The 23,913-nt window shown below is 70.6% G+C and carries 19 protein-coding genes and 1 pseudogene; 11 read left to right on the forward strand and 9 right to left on the reverse strand.

The genetic code is table 11. From position 1 onward, the window contains the following. The 3 genes from D7X74_RS21600 to D7X74_RS21610 all read left to right on the forward strand — a co-directional run. A partial coding sequence (locus D7X74_RS21600; protein ID WP_233602191.1) for a tryptophan synthase alpha chain occupies nucleotides 1-2,208 on the forward strand: 2,208 nt, incomplete at its 5' end. Between the two features lie 208 nt (nucleotides 2,209-2,416). Next, nucleotides 2,417-3,430, forward strand: coding sequence for a hypothetical protein (locus D7X74_RS21605; RefSeq protein ID WP_120534884.1), 1,014 nt, complete (start codon nucleotides 2,417-2,419; stop codon nucleotides 3,428-3,430). A 141-nt stretch (nucleotides 3,431-3,571) separates the two neighbouring features. Beyond that, nucleotides 3,572-4,795, forward strand: coding sequence for a peptidylprolyl isomerase (locus D7X74_RS21610; RefSeq protein ID WP_120534885.1), 1,224 nt, complete (start codon nucleotides 3,572-3,574; stop codon nucleotides 4,793-4,795). A 27-nt stretch (nucleotides 4,796-4,822) separates the two neighbouring features. Here D7X74_RS21610 and D7X74_RS21615 read toward each other — a convergent pair whose 3' ends face one another. After that, entirely contained in the window at nucleotides 4,823-5,317 is a 495-nt protein-coding gene (locus D7X74_RS21615; protein WP_147446642.1) for a hypothetical protein, read from the reverse strand. A gap of 211 nt (nucleotides 5,318-5,528) precedes the next feature. On the opposite strand from D7X74_RS21615, the gene ppk1 reads away from it, so the two are divergent. Next, a complete protein-coding gene (gene ppk1 / locus D7X74_RS21620; protein WP_120534887.1) occupies nucleotides 5,529-7,700 on the forward strand; it encodes a polyphosphate kinase 1 in 2,172 nt (723 codons plus the stop codon). 18 nt (nucleotides 7,701-7,718) lie between these two features. On the opposite strand, the gene D7X74_RS21625 is transcribed toward ppk1, so the two are convergent. From D7X74_RS21625 to D7X74_RS21640, 4 genes are all read right to left on the reverse strand, one after another. Continuing rightward, nucleotides 7,719-8,303, reverse strand: a complete 585-nt coding sequence (locus tag D7X74_RS21625) for a hypothetical protein (protein WP_120534888.1) — start codon at nucleotides 8,301-8,303, stop codon at nucleotides 7,719-7,721. Nucleotides 8,304-8,428: 125 nt separating this feature from the next. Continuing rightward, entirely contained in the window at nucleotides 8,429-9,571 is a 1,143-nt protein-coding gene (locus D7X74_RS21630; protein WP_120534889.1) for an App1 family protein, read from the reverse strand. A 33-nt stretch (nucleotides 9,572-9,604) separates the two neighbouring features. Beyond that, a complete protein-coding gene (locus tag D7X74_RS21635; protein WP_120534890.1) occupies nucleotides 9,605-11,455 on the reverse strand; it encodes a glycoside hydrolase family 15 protein in 1,851 nt (616 codons plus the stop codon). Next, nucleotides 11,452-12,549: a glucose 1-dehydrogenase gene (locus D7X74_RS21640; protein ID WP_120534891.1), complete on the reverse strand. Its 1,098-nt coding sequence runs from the start codon at nucleotides 12,547-12,549 to the stop codon at nucleotides 11,452-11,454. The genes D7X74_RS21635 and D7X74_RS21640 overlap by 4 nt, the downstream gene beginning before the upstream one ends. A 212-nt stretch (nucleotides 12,550-12,761) precedes the next feature. On the opposite strand from D7X74_RS21640, the gene D7X74_RS21645 reads away from it, so the two are divergent. The 4 genes from D7X74_RS21645 to D7X74_RS21660 all read left to right on the forward strand — a co-directional run bounded on the left by D7X74_RS21645 (nucleotide 12,762) and on the right by D7X74_RS21660 (nucleotide 16,214). Then, nucleotides 12,762-13,304: a hypothetical protein gene (locus D7X74_RS21645; RefSeq protein ID WP_120534892.1), complete on the forward strand. Its 543-nt coding sequence runs from the start codon at nucleotides 12,762-12,764 to the stop codon at nucleotides 13,302-13,304. Between the two features lie 132 nt (nucleotides 13,305-13,436). Further along, a complete protein-coding gene (locus D7X74_RS21650; protein WP_120534893.1) occupies nucleotides 13,437-14,357 on the forward strand; it encodes an ABC transporter ATP-binding protein in 921 nt (306 codons plus the stop codon). 10 nt (nucleotides 14,358-14,367) lie between these two features. Next, nucleotides 14,368-15,126 (forward strand): ABC transporter permease, encoded by a 759-nt coding sequence (locus tag D7X74_RS21655; protein WP_120534894.1) that lies wholly within the window; start codon nucleotides 14,368-14,370, stop codon nucleotides 15,124-15,126. 77 nt (nucleotides 15,127-15,203) lie between these two features. Then, nucleotides 15,204-16,214: an ABC transporter substrate-binding protein gene (locus D7X74_RS21660; RefSeq protein WP_120534895.1), complete on the forward strand. Its 1,011-nt coding sequence runs from the start codon at nucleotides 15,204-15,206 to the stop codon at nucleotides 16,212-16,214. Nucleotides 16,215-16,252: 38 nt separating this feature from the next. Here the strand turns inward: D7X74_RS21660 and D7X74_RS21665 are convergent, their stop codons facing one another. Then, nucleotides 16,253-16,657, reverse strand: coding sequence for a hypothetical protein (locus D7X74_RS21665; protein WP_147444375.1), 405 nt, complete (start codon nucleotides 16,655-16,657; stop codon nucleotides 16,253-16,255). 264 nt (nucleotides 16,658-16,921) lie between these two features. Between D7X74_RS21665 and D7X74_RS21670 the strand changes: the two genes are divergently transcribed. After that, nucleotides 16,922-17,908, forward strand: a complete 987-nt coding sequence (locus D7X74_RS21670; RefSeq protein ID WP_120534897.1) for an NYN domain-containing protein — start codon at nucleotides 16,922-16,924, stop codon at nucleotides 17,906-17,908. A gap of 67 nt (nucleotides 17,909-17,975) precedes the next feature. On the opposite strand, the gene D7X74_RS21675 is transcribed toward D7X74_RS21670, so the two are convergent. Next, nucleotides 17,976-20,015: a PilZ domain-containing protein gene (locus D7X74_RS21675; protein WP_120534898.1), complete on the reverse strand. Its 2,040-nt coding sequence runs from the start codon at nucleotides 20,013-20,015 to the stop codon at nucleotides 17,976-17,978. Nucleotides 20,016-20,474: 459 nt separating this feature from the next. Between D7X74_RS21675 and D7X74_RS21680 the strand changes: the two genes are divergently transcribed. After that, the gene (locus tag D7X74_RS21680; RefSeq protein WP_120534899.1) at nucleotides 20,475-20,948 is read left to right on the forward strand and encodes a YkgJ family cysteine cluster protein; all 474 of its coding nucleotides are present in this window, start codon (nucleotides 20,475-20,477) and stop codon (nucleotides 20,946-20,948) included. 101 nt (nucleotides 20,949-21,049) lie between these two features. After that, on the forward strand, nucleotides 21,050-21,769 hold the full coding sequence (locus D7X74_RS21685; protein WP_233602192.1) for a hypothetical protein: 720 nt from the start codon (nucleotides 21,050-21,052) through the stop codon (nucleotides 21,767-21,769). A 3-nt stretch (nucleotides 21,770-21,772) separates the two neighbouring features. Here the strand turns inward: D7X74_RS21685 and D7X74_RS21690 are convergent, their stop codons facing one another. Next, nucleotides 21,773-23,668 (reverse strand): ribonuclease R family protein, encoded by a 1,896-nt coding sequence (locus D7X74_RS21690; protein WP_120534902.1) that lies wholly within the window; start codon nucleotides 23,666-23,668, stop codon nucleotides 21,773-21,775. Between the two features lie 35 nt (nucleotides 23,669-23,703). Further along, nucleotides 23,704-23,913: pseudogene (locus tag D7X74_RS21695) on the reverse strand (hypothetical protein); the annotation flags it as partial.

Genomic DNA, 23,913 nt, shown 5'->3' on the forward strand with positions numbered 1-23,913 from the left:
GGGAGCGGACGCGGTGCGGGGGTCTGGGTGGCGTTGCTGGGGCTGTGGGTGGCCTGCGGCCCGACGCAGCCCTACGACGCGTCGTTCCGGCTGCTGCCCTCCACCACCCTCTGCCTGCCCATGACGTGCGAGTCCCAGGGCCTGGACTGCGGCATCGCCGTGGACGGGTGTGGCGGCACGCTGCACTGCGGCCCGTGCGCGGAGGGACAGGCCTGCGGCGGGGGCGGCGTGCCCAACGTCTGCGGCCCCGCGCCGTGCACCCCCTCCACCTGCGAAGCCCTGGGGGCCACCTGCGGCGCCGTCCCGGATGGCTGTGGCGGCACCCTTTCGTGCGGCACGTGCGCGGCCCCGGAGGTCTGCGGCGGAAGCGGCGTGCCCCATGTCTGTGCACCGCCGGCGTGTGTCCCCACCCCCTGCGAGGCCCTGGGCAAGGACTGCGGCCAGGTGGCGGACGGCTGCGGCGGCGTCCTGGAGTGCGGCGCCTGCGGACCGGAGGAGACATGCGGCGGGGGCGGCGCCGCCAACGTGTGCGGCCACGCCGCGTGCACGCCCGCCACCTGCGAGGCCCTGGGCAAGGACTGCGGCCCGGTGTCCGACGGCTGCGGCGGCGTCCTGGAGTGCGGCGCGTGCGGGCCGGGACTCGCGTGCGGCGGAAGCGGCGTGGCCAACGTCTGCGGACAGGCCGCGTGCCTGGCCGCCACCTGCGCCGTGCTGGGCCGGGACTGTGGCGAGGTGCTGGACGGCTGCGGCGGCATCCTGGAGTGCGGCGCGTGCACGGCGGAGGCGACGTGCGGCGGGGCGGGGAAGGCCAATGTCTGCGGCCCCGGCACCTGCGTGCCCGTCACCTGCGAGGCCCTGGGCCGGAATTGCGGCCGCGTGTCCGACGGCTGCGGCGCGGTGCTGGAGTGCGGCGGCTGCACCGCGCCGGAGACGTGCGGCGGCGCGGGCGTGGACAACGTGTGCGGGAGGGCCGCGTGCACGCCGGCCACCTGCGCCTCGCTGGGCAAGGACTGCGGCACCGTGGCGGACGGCTGCGGCGGCACCCTGTCGTGCGGCGCATGTCCGGACGGCAGCCGGTGCGGCGGGGGCGGCACCCCCAACGTGTGCGGGGCGGCCGCGTGCAGGCCCGAAACCTGTCAGGTGCTCGGCAAGACGTGCGGCACGGTGGCGGACGGCTGCGGCGGCACCCTGTCGTGTGGAAGCTGCACCGCGCCGGAGACATGCGGCGGCACGGATGTCCCCAACGTGTGCGCCACCTCCAATCCCGTGTGCGCGGACCGGGACCTGGGCAGCGCCCTCCCCGCCACGGTGCGGGGCTCCACCGTGGAGGCCAACGACGACCACGCCGCCTCATGCGGGGGCGCGGGGGCACCGGACCGGGGCTACCTGTGGACGGCGCCCCGGACGGACACCTTCACCTTCGACACGGCCCGTTCGGCGGTGCGCTCCATCCTCGCGGTGTACGCGGGCGGCTGCGGCGGCGCGGAGCTGGCGTGCGCCACGGGCGGCATCAGCTACGGCGGCGGCGCGCGGGTGGCGGTGCCTCTGACGAAGGGGCAGCAGGTCCTGGTGACGGTGGACGCGGCGGCCGGAGGGCCGTTCACCCAGGGCTTCTTCGAGCTGCACATCGACGCGCTGCGCGCCAGCGAGGCCGGCGCCTGCTTCGACGACATGGACAACGACGGCGACCGCTGGGTGGACTGCGCGGACACCGAGTGCCGTGAAGAGCCCGGCTGCAAGGGCCAGGGCTGCGCGCACCACGACCTGGGCAGCGCGCTGCCCGTCACCTTCCAGGGGGAGACCGCGGGCTCGGGCGACGGCTTCCAGGGCACCTGCGGCGCGCTGCTCCAGCAGGACCGGGCCCACCTGTGGACGGCGCCCCGGGCCGGCACCTACGTCTTCGACACCTCGCCCGGCGACGACGCGAACGCCGCCGGCAACGCCCTCTACGTCCTCACCGGCTGCCGGGGCGTGGAGCTGGGCTGCGCCTCCCACCCCCGCCCCATCGCGAAGAGCGCCCCGGCGCTGAAGCTCACCCTGGCCCAGGGCCAGACGGTGCTGGTGGTGGTGGACGGCATGGCCCACCCGGAGAAGGACACCCCCATCCGCTACACCCTCCACATCACGGAGGCGTCCGACTCCGAGGCCGGCCACTGCCAGGACGACGCGGACGGCGCGGCGGACGGCGCCGACCGGGACTGCCGCTGACGCATCGGGTCAATGATGTGTGGGGCAAGCTCCTGATGTGCATGTCCGGGACCGACCCGGGCGCACATTTCCTGATGACGCACAACCACATTCCCGGGCTTTGTGGGGGTGCTACGCAACTGATCGTGGGTGGAGGCGATAATCCCCGCACAGCAGTCATCGCTTTTCCAAATCCCATTTCCTCGAATCTCCACGAGGGAGCCCGCAAATGAGCCTCATCGACAGCGCCCGCCGCACCGTCAGCAACACCATCCGCCAGGTGAAGCAGGACCCCATCAAGGCGGCGAAGGACATCGGGACGCAGGCGAAGAAGGGCTACGACACCTTCACGAAGGTGAAGACGGCCGTGAAGGACGGCTTCGACAACGTCAAGAGCCTGAAGACGGACGGCTTCAAGGCGACGCTGAAGGGCAACGTCGACAAGCTGGTGTCCAAGGCGACCGACCCGAAGACGAAGCTCGACCTGAAGGGCAAGCTCGGCATCGCGGGCAAGGCGCTCGGCACGCTGACCAGCGCCGCGAAGCTCGTGGGCCAGACGGGCACGGCCATCAGCGACGTGCGCAACGCGGTGCGCAGCGGCAGCAGCGAGGACTGGAACAAGGCGCTCGGCTCCGTCGCCACCGCCGGCAAGGGCGCGGTCAGCACCGTCAAGGGCGGGCTGGAGATCGCCCGTGACGTGCAGAAGTTCGGCAGCTCCTACAAGGCCGCCAGCAGCGCCTTCAAGGCCGCCGTCCCGAACGCGGGTCCCAAGCTGGCGCGTGCCGCCGCGGGCGCCGCCGCCAAGGCCGCCTTCGAGGGTGGCACCAGCCAGGCCATCAAGAGCGGCGTGCGCACCGCGGTGAGCGCGGCCGTGAAGGAGAGCGGCGTCGCCGCCAAGGTCATCACCGGCACGGCTTCCCGCGCCGCCGCCCGCGCCGCGCTGACGGAGGGTGGCAAGGCCGCCGCCAAGGCCGGTGCGACCGCCGCCGCCAAGGCCGCGGGTGGGACGCTGGCCAAGGCCGCCGGCCGCTTCGCGCCGGGTGCCAACATCGCCATCGCCGCCTTCGACACGGCCAACGCGGTCTCCACCGTGCGTGACCCGAACGCCAGCACCACCAAGAAGGTCACGAGCGTCATCACCGCCGTGGGCTCCATCGCCGCCGCCACCAACATCCCGGTGGTCAGCCAGGTGGGCGCCGCCGTCTCCGCCGTCTCCAGCTTCGTCGGCGGCCTGTTCGGGTAGTCGTCGTACCCGGTCCGACCCCCGGACAGTTCGTCCGGGGTTGTCACCGGAGGCCGGTTTTCTGCTAGGCACCACCGGGTGAGACGCGCTCGTTTCAATCCCATCTGGGACCACGGTCGCTATCTGCCAGGAGGCCCACCGGTGGCCAGCAAGAAGACCCCTTCCGAGAAGTCGCCGGGCGCCAAGGCGTCCGGTCCTGCCTCCTCCACGAAGTCGCAGGGCGCCAAGGCGTCCGCCTCCTCCACCCCGGCGAAGAAGCCGGCGGGCTCCACCAGCAAGCCTCCGGAGCCCCTCGCCTCCCCGGCGCAGGCCCCCGTGCAGCAGCTGGTGCAGCGCCTGCCGGTCGCCCCCGGTCTGGGCCATCAGGCGGACCTGCCGGAGGTGAAGCCCCCCTCGCTGGAGAACCTGGACGTCCGGGTTCCCGCGGGCGAGGACCTCACGGAAGAGGACCTGCTGGAGCGCTTCCATGAGCTGGCGCGGGCCAAGGCGGAGGTCCGTCAGCGCGCCGAGGGTGAAGCGCTGGCCATGGGCGACGACGTGCAGCTGGACATCCTGGGCTACGCCAACGGCCGGCTCATCCCGCTGAGCACGCGCATGGGCTACTGGATGGAGCTGGCGCCCCAGCTGATGCTGCCCGGCTTCTCGGAGGTCATCGCCGAGGCCAGCGTGGGCGACAGCGTGGAGGTGGGCCTCATCCTGCCGGACGACTACCCGGCGGAGCAGCTTCGCGGCATGCCGGCGCGCTTCCTGGTGGACGTGAAGGCCGCGCGCGAGGTGCGCATGCCCGACACGGAGTCGGACGCGTTCCTCCAGCAGCTGGGCCGCGGCGCCACGCACGAGGAGGTCATGGGCTCCATCGTGGAGGAGATGGAAGGCGAGATGGCCGACCTGCTCTGGGTGGACGCACGCAACCTGGTGCTGGACACGGTGGTGTCGCGCACGGACGTGCAGGTGCCCAAGGCGCTGGTGGACGAGGAGATCCGCCGCCGCTGGCTGCAGATGGAGGGCGAGACGCTGGCCCAGAAGTTCTTCAGCCTGGAAGAGCAGCAGGAAGCGCTGGACGGCTGGCTGCACCACCCGGGCATCCGCGAGGACGTGGAGCGCCGGCTGAAGATCGCCCTGGTGCTGCGCGCCATCGCCCAGCGGGACAAGCTGCAGCTGACGCCGCAGGTCGCGCTGGAGCTGCTCAAGGAGTCCTCGGAGCCCTTCGGCATCAGCGAGGCCCAGCTTCGCGAGTCGATGATCGACCCCGCGGCCTCCGCGCAGATGATGGACGTGGCGTGGCACCTGCTCGCGGTGGAGCACGTGATGACGCTGGCGAAGGTGACCTTCGAAGGCGCCGACGCAGGGCTCGCGCAGGGCTGAGCCCGAACGGACCGCCTGCCCCTCCGGCTACTCCTGGATGGGGGCGGGCGTTCCCTGCCCCGGCGCGACGAAGGCGCCGGTGGTCGGGTCCACCTGCCAGGCGGAGTACTGGTGGGCGAGCACGTCGCGCACCTGCCCCTCCTCGTAGCAGACGGAGTAGACGACGAAGACGTCGTTGCGGAAGTTGGGGCGGCCGTAGCGGTAGCAGTCCTGGTCGCCCTTCTTCTGGAGCGTGAGCGGATAGCCCAGCAGGCCCTTCACCTCCTGGCTGGACATGCCCGCGCGCACCACCTTGATGCCGTGCGGCGTGATGACGGAGAAGGTCGTTCCGTTGGTGCGCCAAAGAAAAAAGAAGCCCACGGCCAGGAACAGGGGCACCGCGGCGGCCACGAACCACGTGAAGCTGAAGCGGCCCAGCTTCTTCTGATGCCCTTCGCGGAAGGCGGAGAAGAGGGCGGCCGGGGACGTGTCCATCGGGGCATCGCCGGGGACGACTCGCAGGGGGCTGTCAGGGGCGCTCACGCCTTCTGAATGCCGCCCGCGCTCCCCGGATGCAAGGGGATGCAAGAAAGCCCACACCGCCCCTGCCTCACCGGTCGCTGCCGGGGTCGGACGGGGTGGGATATGCCCGGATGTCCGGTTCCAGGCCAGGCGTGCGAGTTCACAATCGAGCCGGTTCGGGACTGCTAGAGGGCACATCCTGAGTGCGGGTCTGCTCGAGGAGTCACACGTCATGGCGAAGCGCGCCGCCGCGAAAGGTGTCACCCAGAAGGTCCTGGAGCGGGACGCGGTTCCGCCAGGGACGGAGGTGACGGACAGCGACCTGTTCTTCAACCGTGAGCTGTCGTGGCTCGCGTTCAACGACCGGGTGCTGCAACTGGCGGAGGCGCCGGAAGTGCAGCTCATGGAGCGGCTGAAGTTCATCTCCATCTACGCGCGCAACCTGGACGAGTTCTTCATGATCCGCGTGGCGCGGCTGCACGAGCAGATCGCCGCGCGCGTGGGGCGGCTGGTGCCGGACGGCGCGTCCCCGGGCGACACGCTGGACAAGCTGCACACGGGCATCCTGGAGCAGGGCCGCCGCCACGCGGACTGCTTTGAGAAGGTGCTCCGGCCCGCGCTGTCGGAGAAGGGCCTGCGCATCCTGTCCATGAAGGAACTGGACGCGGATCAGCGCGCGCAGTTGGATCAGCGCTTCCGCGAGCAGATCTTCCCGGTGCTCACGCCGCTGGCCATCGGGCTGGGGCGGCACTTCCCGTACATCTCCAACCTGTCCCTGAGCCTCGCGGTGCTGCTGCGCGACCCGGTGGCGGAGGAGGAGAGCGTGGCGCGGGTGAAGGTGCCCAAGGAGATCTTGCCGCGCTTCGTGCCGCTCAAGGGCGGTCCGGGTTCGTTCTTCGTGCCGCTGGAGGAGATCATCGCCCAGCACCTGGGGGACCTGTTCCCGGGGATGGAGGTGCTCAACTGGAGCCTGTTCCGCGTGACGCGCGACGCGGACTTCACCGTGTCCGAGGATGCGGAGGACCTGCTCAAGGCGGTGGAGACGGAGCTCTCCCAGCGCCGCTTCGGGGACGTCATCCGCCTGGAGGTGCAGGCGGGGATGAGCGCGAAGCTGCTGGAGCCGCTGGTGGAGGCGCTGTCCCTGGAGCCCCGGCAGGTCTACGAGGAGCACGGCCTGCTGGACCTGGCGGACGTGATGTCGCTGGCCATGACGCCGGGCTTCACGGAGCAGCGCGACCCGCCGTGGACGCCGGTGACGCAGGCCCGGCTGCGCACGGACAACGAGTCCCCGGACGGCGGGGGCACGGTGATGTCCGCGATGCGCCGGGGGGACCTGCTGGTGCACCACCCCTACGAATCCTTCACCACGTCGGTGGAGCGCTTCGTGAGCGAGGCGGTGGAGGACCCGGACGTGCTGGCGCTGAAGCAGACGGTGTACCGCACGTCGGACAGCTCACCGCTGGTGCCCGCGCTCATCCGCGCGACGGAGCACGGCAAGCAGGCGGTGTGCATGGTGGAGCTGAAGGCGCGCTTCGATGAGCGCACCAACATCCGCTGGGCGAACGCGCTGGAAGAGGCGGGCGTGCACGTGGTGTATGGGATTCCCAGCCTGAAGACCCACGCGAAGGCCATCCTCATCGTGCGGCGCGAGGGCGAGCGGGTGCGGCACTACGTGCACATCGGCACGGGCAACTACAACCCGAAGACGGCGCGGCTCTACACGGACCTGGGGCTGTTCACGACCGACCCCGACATTGGCGCGGACGTGGCGGATGTCTTCAACTTCCTGACGGGCTTTGGCCGGCCGCGCTCCTTCCGCAAGCTGTTGGTGGCGCCGCTCACCATGCGCGAAGGGCTGATGGAGGAGATCAAGAAGACCATCGCGGCGCACACGCCGGAGACGCCGTCGCGCATCCTGATGAAGATGAACGCGCTGGTGGACCCCGGCATCATCCGGGGGCTGTACGACGCGTCGCGCGCGGGGGTGAAGGTGGAGCTGAACGTGCGCGGCATCTGCTGCCTCAGGCCAGGGGTGCCGGGCGTGTCGGAGCACATCCGGGTGGTGTCCAACCTGGGCCGCTTCCTGGAGCACCCGCGCATCTATTCGTTCGAGCGGGGCGCGACGTCGCGTTGCTACATCGGGTCCGCGGACATGATGCCGCGCAACCTGGACCACCGCGTGGAGATATTGGCGCCGGTGGAGGAGCCGTCGTTGAGCGCCCAGGTGCGCGACGTGGTGGAGCGCTGCATGGTGGACACCAGCGGCTCCTGGGAGCTGGCCTCGGACGGAACGTGGCGCCGGCGCACTCCGCCGGCCACCGGAGACAAGCGCTCCGCCCAGGGCGAGCTGATGGAGCGCGCCATCCGGATGGTCCACATGCAGAGTGGCCGTCCGGTGGCGTGAGGTCCTGACCGCGACGGCTCAGGTCTCGTGGTTCACGAGGTTGAACACGGCCACGCGGTGCGACTGGGGGAACAGCACGATGAACAGGTGGTTCCAGTCGTGCGCGCCCGCGGCCACCAGGTACGACGCGTAGTAGTAGGCGATCTGCACCTGCTCCGTGCCGTTGCCCAGCTCCGTCAACAGGTGCGGGTCCAACGCGTCGAAGAAGAAGAGCTGCTGCGACATCGTGCTGAACGGCACGTTGCCCTGGAAGCGGAACGGGATGCGGTCGTCCTGCCGCAGCGCGAACACCGACTCCACCGCGTCCGCCACCGTGGGCGCCTGCGTGGACGTCCACGGGAAGCTGTAGACCTCCAGCGTGCCGTCACACCAGTTGTTGTACGTGTCGCACTCCTCGTTGCCCGCCTCCATGTCGGACTCGAGCAGCGCCGTCGGGCCCTCGTACTCCAGTTCAATCTGGCTCAGCCGCGACGCCACCGAGCGCACCGACTGCGTGGCCTCCGGCGTCGGCGTGGGCTCCTCCGTCGGGGCAGGCGGCGCGTTGCACGCACCCAACCACAGCGCGGAAGCCAGCACGGACAACTGCACCCGGTGTCGAAGCATGGTCACATCCTTGAGCGGTGAAACGAGGGGAGCCCCGCTCTGCCACACCCCCGTCCCCACCCTCAAGCGACAACACCCGCGTGACGCCTCCGTGACGCTTGCCATCACGGAGTGACTGGAAATCTTCAGCCCCGGTCGCCCAGAGCACCTCGCGCGGCGTCCTCGCGGCGGTGTGCCTCCACCTCCGGCACCTCCTCCCAGCGGATCCACCCGGCCCGGGCCGCGTGCCTCGCCGCGGCCACCGTGTCGTCCACCACCACCAGCTCGCTGCCGCCCGCGCGGATGTCCTCCGCGATGCTCGCCATCTCCGCGCCGCGCTTGGAGCGCCCCGGCACGTTGCGGATGTAGACGCAGCGGATGCGGCCGGGGAACTCGCGCACGATGGTGCGGTAGTGCTCCGCGTCCTCCTGCCCGCTGTCGCCAATCAACACGAACGGCAGATGCGACAGCGTCTCCAGCACGCCGCGAATCTTGTCCAGCTTGTGCCCGTGGCCCCCGCCCGGCGCGAAGCCATGGCGCGACAGGCCCCAGTCGCGCAGCAGCAGCGGACCAATGGGGATGCGGTGGATGGAGAGGAACTCGTCCAGGTGCTCGTAGAGGTTCCACGGGCTGCTAGAGACGTAGAAGATGGGGTTGTCCGCCGTGCCGCTCGCGCCCGCCTGGAGCGCCGCGTAGAAGGCATCCACGCCCGGGAACGGCAGCCGCCCCCGGTGCTCCGTGAGGAACAGCGCCCACGCACGCTTGAGCGGATCCGTCACCCCCGTGGCGATGACCGTGTCGTCGATGTCGCTGATGACGCCCAGCTCCGCGCTCGCCCCCGCCACCCGCACCGGCGCCGACACGCGCTGGACCCCTTCCGGCTCCGGTGACAGCAGCTCCAACTCCACCATGTGCCAGCCCGAGCGAACCCCCGACGGCGGCGGCACCCACAGCTCCAGGAAGCCCTCCTCGTCCGTCGTGCCCTCCCAGTGCTTGTCCCCCCAGCGCACCGCCACGTGCGCGCTGGCGATCTCCCGCGTCATGTAGCGCTTGTAGGACGCGACGGCGCTGCTCAAGAGCGTGTGCCGCTGGCGCGAGGGCTTCACCTTGCGCTCCTCCAGCACGCGCGCCTTGATGACCACGCGCTCCGGGGTGCCGTAGCCCCGGTACGGCAGGATGCGCAGCGGCGGGGCGATGCCCAGCCCCTTGCGCACGCGGCGGCTGAGCACGTCGTAGTGGGCATCCGCCTTCACGGCGAAGCGGAACAGCAGCGGGTACAGGTCGGACATGGCGGGTGCCCGCACTCTAACAGTCTCCTTGCGTCAATCGTGGCGTCCCAACGTCCTGTCCAGGTTGTACGCGGCGCTGATGAGCGACAGGTGCGTGAGCGCCTGCGGGAAGTTGCCCAGCGCCTCGCCCGACATGCCCGTCTGCTCCGCGTAGAGCCCCAGGTGGTTCGCGTAGCCCTGCATCCGCTCGAAGATGAGCCGCGCCTCGTCCAGCAGGTCCGGCCGGGCCGCGCTCGCGCGCGTCATCGCCTCCACCAGCCAGAAGCTGCACAGGTTGAAGGTGCCTTCGCTGCCTTCAATCCCATCCAGCTTCGCGTCCGCCTCGTAGCGGAACACCAGCCCGTCCGACGTGAGGCCGCCCTCGCGCGGCGGCTTGCGGATGAGGTCCAGCGTGGAGAGCATCCGCGGATCCACCGGCGACAGGAAGAACACCAGCGGCATCAGGAGGTTCGCCGCGTCCAGCGCTTCATGCCCGTAGGCCTGGATGAACGCACCCTTCTGCGCGCACCAGCCCTTCTCCATGATCTCCTCGAAGATGGTGTCGCGCGTGGTCAGCCACTTCGCGCGGTCCGCGGGCAGGCTGCGCTTGTCCGCCAGCCGGATGGCCCGGTCCACCGCCACCCAGCACATCAGCTTCGAATAGACGAAGTGCCGGCGCGAGCCGCGGATCTCCCAGATGCCCTCGTCCTGCATCCGCCAGTTCTCGCAGACCCAATCCACCAGCCGGCGCAGGTGCCGCCAGAAGTCATAGGAGATGGGCGCCGCGTACTTGTTGGACAGATACACGGAGTCCATCAGCTCGCCGTAGATGTCCAACTGGAGCTGCTTCGACGCCATGTTGCCAATGCGCACCGGCTTCGCGCCGCCGTAGCCGGCCAGGTGCTCCAGCTCCTCTTCCTTCGGCACCGGGGTGCCGTCCAGACAGAACATCAGCGGCAGCGGCCCATCCCCGGACTCCGCGCACCGCGCCTCCACCCAGCGCATGAACGCGGCGGCCTCCTCGTCGAAGCCGATGCGCATGAACGCGTAGACGGTGAAGGCCGCGTCCCTCAACCAGCAGAAGCGGTAGTCCCAGTTGCGCGTGCCCCCCGGGGACTCCGGCAGGCTGCACGTGGGCGCCGCGACGATGGCGCCCGACGGCTCGAACGTCATCAGCTTCAGGGCCAGCGCCGAGCGCTGCACCATCTCCCGCCACCGCCCCGTGTACTTGCACTTGGACAACCAGTGGCGCCAGTAGTCCACCGTGTCCCGGAAGAGCTTCTCCGCGGAGTCGTGCGTGTGCAGGTGGTGGTGGCAGCCCTCCACCCCGCCCTCGCGCAGGGTGAAGACCGCGGACTCGCTCTCCTTCAGCGTGAAGTGCGCGACGACGCCCCGGCCCTCCTGCTTCAGCTTCACCGGCGTGACCAGCTGCATGCTCAGGCCCTTGGACACGAAGGCCGCGCCGCCGTTCACCACGTGCGTCTCATGTTCGTCCCGCGCGTAGTTGAACGCCGGGAAGCACTCCATGCGGAAGGACATCTGCCCGCGCACCACGCGGATGCGGCGCAGGACCTCACGCCCCTCCGCCCTAGCGCCCTTGCCCAGGGGCATCAGGTCGATGAGCTCCCCCACGCCGTCCGGCGTGTAGAAGCGCGTCACCAGCACGTTGGTGTCCGGCCAGTAGAACTGGCGCTTCATCACCCCGTCCGGCTCCGGCGACACGCGCCAGTACCCGCCCTTCTCCGGGTCCACCAGCGCCGCGAAGACACTGGGGCTGTCGAAGTGCGGGTAGCACATCCAGTCGATGGTGCCCTCATGGCCCACCAGCGCCACGGTGCGCAGGTCTCCGATGACGCCATGGTCCTCGATGGCCACGCCACCCTTCAGGTCCAAATTGGGATTCACCGGGCATGCTCCTGGAACGTGATGACGTGTTTGATGCCGCCCTTGGCCTCCACCACCTTCGCGAACTCCGACGGCGGATGGCGCTGGGTGATGAGCTGCTCCAGCTTCCCCGGCCAGCGCGCGCGGAAGCGGGCCAGGTCCTCCAGCGCCGCGCTGAAGTCACTGTCCGACGCGTTCACCGTGCCGAACATCACCCGGTTGCCCAGCACCAACTGCCCCAGCACCTCGTCGCCATGCAGCTCCAGCGGCTCCTCGCGCCCGGGCACGCCGGTGAAGATGAGCACGCCGTTCTCCTCCAGCACCTTGAGCGAATCGAAGGCCACCTTCGAAGCACCCGTCGCCTCGTAGATGATGTCCACGCCGCCCCCCAGCCGCTGCTTCAGCGCCTCCACCGTGACCTCCTTGGAGGACACATACGGAACGCCCATGGACTCGGAGGCGGCGGCCTTCTCGTTCGGCTTGGGGCTGCGCGAATAGACCGTCGTCTCGTAACCCGCGCGCATCAGCGCCATCGCGCCCAGCTGCGCCACCGGCCCCGCGCCCAGCACCAGCGCCTTGCCCGGCGTGGGCTTCCAGGGCAGCCGCGACTGGATGTGCACCAGCTCGCGCAGGCCCTTCTCCGCGATGGTGAGCGGCTCGGTGAGCACCGCCACGCCGCGCAGTTCATCCTCCGCGCGGTGCAGGTACGCCGCGTCCTCCACGAAGAACTCCGCGCAGAAGCCGTGCGCGCCCTGGATGCCGCGCTCCGTGTAGTCGCCCGTCACGCAGAAGTCCGGATGGCCGTGGCGGCACGCTGGGCAGCGCGTGTGCGGACACGGCCTGCGCACGCGCGGCACCACCAGGTCCCCCACCTTCAGGCCCTGCACGTGCGCGCCCACCTCCACCACCTCGCCCACGCACTCGTGGCCCAGGATGAGGTGGTCCTCGCCCTGGGGCGCCACGCCGTGGTCGCCCTTGAGGATCTCCTGGTCGGTGCCGCAGACGCCCACCTCCAGCGTGCGCACCTTGACCTCGGTGGGGGAGTGCAGACGCGGCTCGGGAACGTCGAGGACCCGCACCTCGCGCGAGGGGAACGTGATGGCCACGGCCTTCATGGGCGGCTGACTCCTTTGGGGACGTGCGGTGTCCCTGGACAAGGGGTGCGGACCCCCGACCCAGGTCGCAAGTGCTTTTCCACCGTCCCGGCCATCTCCACCCGGGCCCCGGCGCTGAACACCCCGCGCCGCCTGCCTGCCTGGAGGGCGACGCTTCCGGGCGCGCGAAAGCACTGCCCCCCGGGACTCCCGCGGGTCTATAGACGCAGGCCGTGCGTGCGCCCCCCTACCGTCGCAGTCGCGCCACCGCCATCGGTGCCACGGCCTTCCTGATGCTCGCCCTGCCCTTCCTGGTGCTGGGGGTGTTCTTCCTCGGCCAGATGGCGCGCATGGACCTGCGGTGCGAACCCCAGGCCCCGTGCGTCCTCACCCGCTCCAGTTGGCTGGGCCAGGAGGAGGTCGGCCGCTACGCGCCCCAGGACATCCTCGGCGTGAAGGTGGACCGCAGCCGCAGCCGGCGCAGCGGCGCCGCGCCCATCTTCCGGCCCCAGTTGGAGACGGCCTCCGGCCCCCAGCCGCTCGCCTTCCAGTGGACGGAGGATGAGGCGGAGGCCACCGCCTTCGCCCAGGGCGTCCAGCGCTACCTGGCGGGTCCCCGCACGGACGCCCTCGCGGTGTTCCGGGATGACCGCAAGGCGTCGCTGCGCGTGGGCGGGGCCTTCACCGGCGTGGGCCTGCTGGTGCTCGCCGTGAGCCTCTGGCTGCTCTCCCGCACCCTGGCCCATCGCAAGGCGGAACGCGCGGCCCTCCCCTAGCGGGACCGCCCTCCTCCGGAAGCAGCCTGCCAGGCGACGCGGCTGGCCCCACCTGTCCTACAGTGGAAGGCGCCTGCCCGCTTCCGGTGACGCGCCTATGCGACCCCGGGGCAGATGAATAGGTTGTGGCGAATGGTGCGACGCCTCATCGAGCGGTTGCGTGGCTTGCGCAAGGTGGCTCCCCGCCTGCTGCGGCCGGCCAACGTGAACGCGGACCGGGCGAAGATCTCCATTGCCCAGTTGGGTCACCAGTTCTCCAACAAGGTCGTCGCGCTCCAGGACGTGAACCTCAACGTCCGCTCGGGCGAGTTCGTCTGCCTGCTCGGCCCCTCCGGCTGCGGCAAGTCCACCCTGCTCTACGCGCTGGCGGGCCACGTGGCGCCCACCGGCGGCACGGTGTCCATCGACGGCAAGGCCATCCAGGGCCCGGGGCCGGACCGGCTCTTGATGTTCCAGGAGGCCGCGCTGTTCCCCTGGCTCACCGTGCGCGGCAACATCACCTTCGCGCTGGGGGCCCGGGGCGTTCCCCGCTCCGAGCGCCGCGAGCGCGCCGACACCTTCATCCAGCGCGTGCGCCTGGAGGGCTTCGCGGACTCGCTGCCGCACGAGCTGTCCGGCGGCATGAAGATGCGCGCCAGCCTGGCCCGCGCGCTCGCGGTGGACCCCACCGTGCTGCTGATGGACGAGCCCTTCGGCGCGCTGGACGCCCAGACGCGCGTGCACATGCAGGAGATGCTTCAGGCCATCTGGCTGCGCTCCGGCAAGACGGTGGTGTTCGTCACCCACGACGTGCAGGAGGCCCTGATGCTGGGCACCCGCGTGGTGCTGATGGCGCCCCGCCCCGGCCGCGTGGTGGAGGACCTGGAGATCCACCTGCCCATGCCCCGCTCGCTGGAGGACCCGTCACTGGATTCCATGGCCCGCGACATCCGCCACCGGCTGCGCGCCGTGGAGGGCTCACCGTTGGAAGCCCAGCGCCTGGAGCCGGTGCCGCCCCGCCGCACGAAGACCCCCTCCAGCCTGCCGCGTCCCAGTGCCGTGACCGGCCGGTGAGGTATCCGCCATGCTGAAGTGGGTGCAGAAGCTGGGGATGATCGCGCTGCTGTTCGCCCTCTGGGAGGGCCTGACCCGCGCGGGCGTGTGGAACAAGCACCTGTTCCCCGGCCCGCTGGAGGTGGTGGAGACGCTCATCGCCATGGTCGGCGACGGCCGGATGGGCGGCGCGACGGCGCGCTCGCTGGGGCGGCTGTTTCGCGCCTACCTGATGTCGGTGGCCATGGGCGTGCCGCTGGGGTTGCTCATCGCGCGGCTGGCCTTCTTCCGCAACGCGGTGAAGCCCGTGGTGATGGGCCTGCAGGCGCTGCCCTCCATCTGCTGGCTGCCGCTGGCCCTCTTGTGGTTCGGCCTCAACGACAGCGCCATCCTCTTCGTGGTGGTGATGGGCAGCGTGCTGGGCATCTCCATCGCCACCGAGGACGCGGTCAACGGCCTGGACCCGCAGCTGGCGCGCGTGGCGCGGACATTGGGCGTGCGCGGCCTGCGCTTCTACTTCGGCGTGCTCCTGCCCGGCGCCCTGCCCGGCATCGTCACCGGCCTGAAGCTGGGGTGGAGCTTCGCGTGGCGCGCGCTGCTCGCGGGTGAGCTGCTCTTCGTCTCCGGCGGCCTGGGCCAGCTGCTCACCATGGGCCGCGAGTTGATGGACGTGTCGCAGGTGATGGCGGTGATGCTGGCCATCATCCTCATCGGCATCACCGTGGACCGCGTCCTCTTCCAGACGGTGGAGACGCGGTTGCGGCGCCGGTGGGGTCTGACGTCCACCTGAGCCCGGTGTGAGCCCCACGACGCTTCTCCCTCAAGGGCATTGATACCGGGCACGGTTTGCCCGCTAGCGTGACGGCAATGCCTTCCGCGCGCCCGATGAAACACCTTCTTGTCCTCTGCGCCGTCCTGACCGGCATCGCCTCCTGCAAGAGCGACACGCCCACGGGCGCCAACGCCCCCCTGCGCGTGGCCTTCTTCCCCAACATCACGCACGCGCAGGCGCTGGTGGCGAACTCCGAGGGGCTCTTCGGCTCGCAGCCCGGCATGGGCCGCGTGGAGGTGCGCCAGTTCAACGCGGGCCCCGCCGCCATGGAGGCGCTGGTCGCGGGCTCCGTGGACGTGGCCTACGTGGGGCCCGGGCCCGCCATCAACACGTACCTCAAGGCCGGCCGGGAGCTGCGCATCATCGCGGGCGCGGTGAACGGCGGCGCGGTGCTGGTGGTGAAGAACGCGAAGACGGCCGCGGAGCTCAAGGGCAAGAAGCTGGCGACGCCGCAGCTGGGCAACACCCAGGACATCGCCCTGCGCACCTGGCTCAAGGGCCAGAAGCTCAGCATCTCCACGGACGCGGGCGGCGACGTGCAGGTGATTCCCATCAGCAACCCGGACATCCTGGGCCAGTACCTCCAGGGCGCCATCGAGGGGGCCTGGGTCCCGGAGCCCTGGGGCGCGCGCATGCTGGCCGAAGGAGGAGGCCACATCCTGGTGGATGAGCGCGACCTGTGGCCGGGCAAGCGCTTCCCCACCACGGTCGTCGTGACGACGAAGAAGGTGCTGGAGACGCAGCGCTCGCGCATCGCCGCGCTCCTTCGCACGCACGTCAGGCTCACCGAGCGCTGGCGCGCGGACCCGGCCGCCTTCGCCACGTCCGCCAACGCCGCCTTCGGCCAGCTCACCCAGAAGCCCCTGCCGGCGCCGGTGCTCCAGGACGCCTTCTCCCGCCTGGAGCCCAGCCTGGACCCGGTGCCCGCCGCGCTCGCGACATCCGCCCGTCACGCGAAGGAGCTGGGCTTCATTCCCAGCGACGACATCGCGGGACTGGTGGACCTGAGCGTGCTGGACGAGGTGCGCGGCGCGAAGGCGAACTGAGGGCCCGTGCCCGCGGCCCGCCTTCCACGGGCGCGCTGTTACTGCTTCTCACCATCCAGGGAGAGGGCCACGTTGTTGGTCTTTCCCTCCACCTGGTAGACGGCCACGACCTCCTGGCCCTTCTGCGGCAGCTTGTTGATCTGCAGCGCGCTCATGTCCAGCGGCACCACCGGCCCCGACACGTCCCGCACGAACAGCATCAGCCCGTCCCGCTTCACCACCGGCCCCGTCACCTGACGCATCCGGTCCACGTCGGGAGTGATTTGCCGCATGGAGAGGTTCTGGGTGAGTCGCGAGGGGGTGGTGTCCGGGACGGTGCCCACCGCGTTGGAGGGGCTGGTGCTGGCCGGCTCGGTGTATTCGTGCGAGCCCAAATCCTGGGCCCTGCCCACGTTGGGTGGTTCCGTCAGGCCCACGGCCGGGGCCAGCAACAGGCCGAGCATGGGCGCGCTCCACAGCACTGCTCGCCATCCTCTGGGGAATCTGCGCATCATCGTGACACCTCCGTGGCGTGGGAGCACTGCTCCCTGGCTCACCCGTGAACGTAGGGTGGGAGGCGCTGAATGTTCAGCGGCAGAACACGGGCCGTGCCCGTGGGAGCGGCAACACAGTAGGGTGGAGCGCGCACGGGCCAACAACCCCTCGCGGATTGCCCCCTGCCTGTCTTTTCTCGCGCCGCGTGAGCGCGGCAAAAATACGAGGCACCTTTGGCTGGACGTACCGACGAGCAGCACCGCATCGCCCTCTTCATCGACTTCGAGAACCTGGTCACCAACACCGGGATCAGCTCCAACAACTTCGACCTCCAGCCCGCGCTGGACCAGCTGCTGGAGCAGGGCAAGGTCGTCTTCCGCCGCGCCTACTGCGACTGGTCGCGCTTCGCGGACGCGAAGGTGCGCCTGCACGACGTGGGCGTGGAGCTGGTGGACGTGCCCCCCTCCACCCGCGCCGGCAAGAACAGCGCGGACATGCGCCTGGTCATCGACGCGCTGGAGCTGTGCTACGCGCGCGAGCAGATCGACACCTTCGTCATCGGCTCCGGCGACAGCGACTTCTGCCCGCTGGCGTACAAGCTGCGTGAGAACGGCCGCACCGTCATCGGGCTGGCGGTGAAGGAAGCCAGCTCCCGCATGTTCGTGAACGCGTGCGACCAGTTCATCTACATGCGGCCCAAGTCCCACGGTGGGAAGGACAAGGACCACGGCGGCAAGGGCAAGGGCGACAAGGACGAGGGCCGCGGCAAGCGCGGCGGCAAGGGTGGCAAGGACGAGGGCAAGGGCCACAAGGCCGAGGCCTCCGCCAAGGAAGGCCACGAGGGCAAGGGCGGCAAGCACAAGTCGGAGGTGCCGGCCATCGCTCGCGAGGTCGTGCAGAGCCTGCTGCGCCGTGCCACGGGCCCGCTCAACCCGTCGCTCATCAAGGAGACCATCGTCCGCAAGGAGCCCGACTTCGACGAGCGCGACCACGGCTTCTCCACCTTCGCGCGCCTGCTGGAGGCGCTGGAGCAGGAGGGCCTGTTGCGCCGCATCCAGCAGGGCCGCCAGGGCTACGTCGTGGGCCCGGACACGGACCTGCCGGCCGCGGAGGCCACCAAGAGCGGCGGCAAGGGCCGCAACGCCAAGGCCCCGGCCCCGGTGGAGGAAGAGGACGAGGAGCTGGAGTCCTACCCGGACCCGGACGACGAAGGGCTCTAAAGCCCCGACCGCCGCGGGCCGGGGCACACCCGGCCCGCCGTGCGGTGAAGCATGAAGCCGGGGCCCATCACGACGCGCGAGGCGTGGTGGACTCGCACAGGTGCTCCAGGAACTCCGGCAGCAGTCGGGCGGACATCACCCACAGCTTGCCCTCGCCCAGGTCCGCCAGGGACACGCGCTCCGCGTACTCCACGCACGCACCCTCCACGTAGTGGACGAACACCTTGCGGTCGCGAGCGCGGTACCACTCCGCCGCGCGGCCCAGGAGCGCCACGAACGCGTCCTGCACCTCCGGGCGCGCGTCGTCCTCCAGCGGCACCAGGCGCACGCCGTCCAGCACGTTGAAGAGGTTGAGGCCCGGCTGCGCGGACTCGAACACCGCCAGCGCCACGGCCTTGCCCTCGTGACGGGCCACCACCAGCTCGCGCTCGCGGGACAGGCCCGCTTCACCCCAGCCGGTGCGCGTGGCGCTCAGGTCGAAGCGCTCCGGCACCAGGTCCAGCGCCTCGCGGTAGGCCTCCGGACGGGTGGTGGCCACCTTCTCGAAGAAGCGCGCGCGCTCCTCGGCGGTGGGCGCATCCAACTGGATGCCGGCGGGCGCGGGCCAGGTGCCGTCCACCTCGCCCTCCATGAGGCGGAAGGGCACGAGGCACGTCTGGCCGGTGTGCGCGTACCAGGTGGCGAAGTCGAACTTGGTGTAGCGCACCCAGCGCACGTTCGCCTCGCAGTAGGCGAAGAACCACTTCACCTCCGGATCCGCCTGCGTGGGCTCGTAGCCGCGCAGGTAGATGTCGCGCAGCGCCTCGCGCGCGGTGGAGCGGCTGTTGGCCGGCTGGTGCCGCGCCAGCTGGTGCGCCATCCAGCTTCCGGCGTAGGGCTTGAGCACGGACAGCGTCGCCTCCATGCCGTCCTCCGCGGGGCGCACCACGCGGTAGCCCAGGCGGGGGTTCTCCTGGAGCTTGTCCTGCGTGGTGTCGAACTGTTCGCGCAGGCTGGTGAACTTCACCGGCTCCTTGCCCGGCAGGCGGAAGTAGCCGGAGCGCTCGAAGAGCTTCCAGGTGGAGTCGTTCCAGTCGCCTTCCACCTGGGTGGTGGGATGGGCCTGGGCCTCCACCAGCGCGCGCCACGCGCGGGCGCCCTCGGCGTCCAGCGGACGGACGCACACGCCACAACGGCGGCCGTTGGGCGTGCTGGAGATGTTGCGCACCTCCGCGCGCAGGCGCACCGGGGCGTGGCCGTCCAGCGCCACCTCCACCACCGGCAGGCGCAGGCCCGGGTACATCAGGTCCTCGCCGGGCTCGGTGAGGAAGGACAGGCCCTCGTAGGAGACGTCGAGCAGGCCACGGCTCACATGCACCTGGGGCCAGAGCGGGTGGTCGAAGTCCAGCGTGCACGAGGGGCTGGCTTGCGTGCGGCGCAGCCAGCGGTGGCGGAAGCGCACGATGGACGTGGGCACCGGCATCACCAGCAGCTCGCCCTCCACGCGCGCGGCCTCTCCCTGCAGGTGCACCACGCTGCTGTAGCCGAAGGCCTCCACGGTGAAGGGGCCGGGGGGAAGCGCGCCGTGCAGACGCCAGCCGAACATGTCCTGCAGCGGTTCGAAGAAGGAGGCGGTGACCTCCACGCGCTGACCGTCCTGGCCGCGCAGCACGCCGCGAGCCTGGCGCGACGCGAGCGCTTCACAGATGCGCGCCACGCGGTCCGCGCGGTCGATCTGCTCGCGCCACACCGGCCGCGTCTCCGGCGCGAGCAACAGGCCGTTGTCGCGCAGCGACTCCAGGAGCCCCACGATGCGACGGCCCGCGTCCAGCGGCGGCGCGACGAAGCGCAGGCTGACTTCCGGCCGCGAGTCATTGACGCCGATGACCTCCGCGTCCAGCGCGGTGGCCCACCGTTCGCCTTCACCCACCACCACCGAAGCGGCCTGTCCCTTGCGGGGCACGGTGCGCGACTCCAGGTGCAGCGTGAGATGCTCCAGGGACAGCTGCACCAGACGCCCGGGCGAGAAGTGCGCGCCAAACGATGCCGCCGCGCTCAACTCCGTCCCCACCCGATATCCGAGAAGGGTTTCGCGGCCGGCCGGCGCGTCCTGAGTGTCCGTGTGCATTGGGGGCTCCCTCGATGTCCTACGAGGCATGATCCTACGACGTCCGAAGAAACTGTGCTCTCCCCAGTTACGGGTGACCCGGGGAACTCGGATTCCCACAGAGTGGAGATGATTCGCCCTGCATGCACTCGGTCTGGCGGGCCTTGTCACCAAGCGACCCTTGGACTGTCGCGGAGTGGCTTCTCACGGGTGGAGAATTTCTTCCACGGACAGACGCATGGCCTTCCAAGACGGGTGCATGCATGTCCCATCCTCGGGTCACGCGCTACCCACGAAAGGCAGCTCATTCTGATACACCGGACACCCCGGGCATGTCGCATGTCAGGTGGTGGGGGCGTCCCCTGCCTTGGAGGGCCGTGAGCCTTCGTGAAACACGTCCGGGATGACTCCCTCCCCTCTGAGCGGTTATGCCGGACGGCCCCGTCTCCCGTCGGAAGCGGGGCCCCCTGAACGCGCGCCATGCCCCTGTCCACCCTCTGTCTCCACTGCGGCATGTGTTGCGACGGCACGCTCTTCACCCAGGTGCCGCTCCAACCCAACGAGTCGGGGGCCCTGACCCGACTTGGACTGCCTCTCACCACGCGAGAAGACGGTGGCACCATCCTGCCCCAGCCCTGCGCGGCGCTGGAGGGACGGCGCTGCACCGCCTATCTGGAGCGCCCGGAGGCCTGCCGCCGCTACCGCTGCCAGCTGCTGAACGCGCTGGCGGAAGGGGAGGTGTCCCTGGACGAGGCGAAGGGCGTGGTGGACGCCGCCCATGCGCGGGTGGAGGCCGTGGCCCGGGCGCTGGCTTCACCGCAAGGGGGGCCTGCTCCGATGCGACAGGTGCGGGCGGCGGCCTCCACGCTTCCGCCCGAGGCCCGCGAGGCGCTGACGCAGGCGGAGGCGTTCCTCGACCGGCACTTCCGGGGGCGCTTCCGCCGCTCGGGGTGAAGGCCGGTGTGTCCGGGCCGGGGCCGGCCCGCTAGCCTGTCCGCCTCCGTGCACTCCGGGCCCGCGTGCCCGGGGCCCTGCCTGACCCAAGGTTCGCTCCCGTGAAGACATCCCTGCTGGCCGTGCTGTCCTCCGCCGTGCTGCTCGCCGCTCCCGCGGGAGCCCAGGGCGATGCGCCCGTGAAATCCGCGAACGTGGACCTGGACGGTGACGGCAAGCCGGACGCGGTGTCGCTGACGCCGGGGGCGGACGGGAAGTTCACGTTGAAGGTCGGCGCGGCCACGGTGCAGGGCAACGCGGCCGGCAACGAGGTGAGCGGCTTCAGCGTGGTGGACCTGGACACGGGCGACAAATGGAAGGAGCTGCTCGTGCACTCCGTGGGCGACGTGGACGACGACCACCGCTTCTTCCTCTACGGCTACGACGGCAAGGGCATGAAGCCGCTGGGCGACGTGCGGGCCCTCACGGAGGCGAAGGGCAACGGCATCGTCCTCGTGGACACGTGGATGGGCTTCTGGCACCGGCGGGACAAGTACGTGCTGGACCGCAAGGCGTGGAAGCTGAACCCCGTGCCGCAGGAGCTGTACGCGGTGGGCGTGGAGGCCACGGTGAAGAAGTCCTTCCCGCTGGCGCAGGCCCGCACCGGGTCCGCGGTGGTGGCCACCACGGCGCAGGGCTCCAAGGTGCAGGTGCTGGCCGCGAGCGTGCCGCCCAGGGGGGGCGACGTCTGGTACCTGGTGAAGTCCTCCAGCGGGCTGCTCGGGTGGGTGCGTGAAAAGGCCCTCGTGGAGTCCACGGAGGGCCTGCCGCTCGCGGGCTGAGCGTCACTCCACCAGGGAGAACTCCACGCGGCCCAGCTGTTCGTCGGTGGAGACGACCTTGACCTTCACCGGCATGCCCACGGTGAAGGTCCGCTTGGCGCCCACCATGGAGAGTTCACGCGCGTCCGGGCGGTAGGGCCCTCCGGCGAGTCCGTCCGCGGGCACCATGCCCTCCACCCACATGCCATCCAGTTGCGCGACGAGGCCGAAGGGCTTCACGCGCACGATGCGCGCCGGGAACTGCTGCCCGATGCGGGTGGCCATGAAGCGGGCCTCCAGCTCGTGATGGCGGTCCACCTCCGCGCGATTGGCGGAGCGGGCGCGCAGGTTGATGTGCTGGGAGAGCAGCTCGACCTCGGGATCCTCGTGCACGAAGTCACGGCGGCCCTGGAGGTACGCCTTGATGAGCCGGTGCACGGCGAGGTCCGCGTACCGGCGGATGGGGGACGTGAAGTGCAGGTACAGGGGTGCGGCGAGCCCGAAGTGGGGGCCGGGCTTCACGGTGTAGCGGGACGGGCCCAGCGAGCGGCGCAGCACGGAGCGCAGGGCGGCCTCCGCCTTCGCGCCGGAGATCTGCCGGTCGAACGCGGCCAGGGCCAGGGGCGTCAGCTGCGCGCCGAAGCCCGCCGCGAACCCCGAGTGCAGCGCGAACGCGTTCACGTCCGCCACGCGCTGCGGGTCCGGCTGTTCGTGCACGCGAAACACGGTGGGCACGCCGCGGGTCATCAGCCACATGGCGATGGCCTCATTGGCGGCGACCATGAAGCGCTCAATCATCCCGTGCGCGGAGGTGTCCTTCTCCCCGGAGAGGCCGGACACGGCGCCGGTGGCGGTGTCGAAGGTGAAGCGCGCCTCGTCGCGGGACATGACCATGCCGCCCCGGGCCGCGCGGGACACGGCGAGGCGGGCCGCCGCCAGCCGGAACCAGGGCATGGCCTCGCGCACGGACTCCATGGCGGGGGACACGGTGCCGTCGTCGAGGAACTCCGCGACCTCGTCGTAGTTCAGCCGCGCCCAGGAGCGGATGAGGCTCTCATAGACGTCCGCGGAGGTGACGCGGCCGTCGGGGTCGATTCTCAGCTCCACGGTGAGGCAGTGGCGCTCCTGGTCGGGCACGAGGCTGAGCCAGTGGGAGGACAGCTCCTCCGGGAGCATGGGGAGCACGCGGCCGGCCAGGTACACGCTGGTGGCGCGGGCGCGGGCTTCCAGGTCCAGGGCGCTGCCCTCCTTCACGGACTCGCCGACATCCGCGATGGACACGAGCAGGCGCACGGCGCCGTCGGGGCCCGCGGGCAGCACGGAGATGGCGTCGTCGATGTCGCGGGTGGAGGGCGCGTCCACGGTGACGGTGGGGATGGCGCGAAGGTCGCGGCGGGTGCCCAGCGCGTGGGGAACCTCGCGGGCGCGGAGGGCCTCGGCGACGACCTCCTGCGGGAAGTCGCGGTGCAGGCCGTGGCGGGCGATGACGCGCTCCAGGGAGCGGTCGGCGCCGGGTTCCAGTTTGTAGAGCAGGACGACCTTGCCGTCCGCGATGCGGGCGACGACGGCGTCATTGGCTTGGACGGGGGTGGAGCCCGGGTCCAGGGGCCACTCGGTGTTGGAGACCTCCTTGTCGATGCGCAGGAAGAACGTGCCCCGGCGCGCCACGACCTCGCCGTAGACGACGGTGCGCGAGCGCTCCACCAGCGACAGGCCGGACGCGGTCCACCGGCCTTCGGCGGAGGACGTCACGGTGGCGGAGACGATGTCACCGGCGAAGAGGGGGTTCAGGTCCGGTGGCGTGATGAAGGCGGACAGCACCTCGGGGGCACCGGGCTTCTGCACGGTGAGGAAGCCGAAGCCACGGGGATGCACGTCGACGCGGCCAGTGACGGTGCGCGGGGAGGCGGAGGTGTCCATGTCGGCGCCGTGCTTATCCCACGTTGGGCCGGACGTCACTGGAAGCCGGGCGGCTTCTCGCTGTCTGTCTTCAACCGCGTGCCCGGGTTCAGCTCAAAGACAAGCCCGAACTGCCACAGGCTGATGCGCTCCAGGAAGAGGATGTTGTAGTAGTCCTGCCCCCGCACGTACCGCGCGAACACCCCGAAGCCCGACCCCCACCGGGGATTCGCCGCCAACTCCACGCTCAGCGTGCTCCGCTGACC

It is taken from the genome of Corallococcus sp. CA047B (genome assembly GCF_003612065.1).
In the GTDB taxonomy this organism is placed as follows: Bacteria; Myxococcota; Myxococcia; order Myxococcales; family Myxococcaceae; genus Corallococcus; species Corallococcus praedator.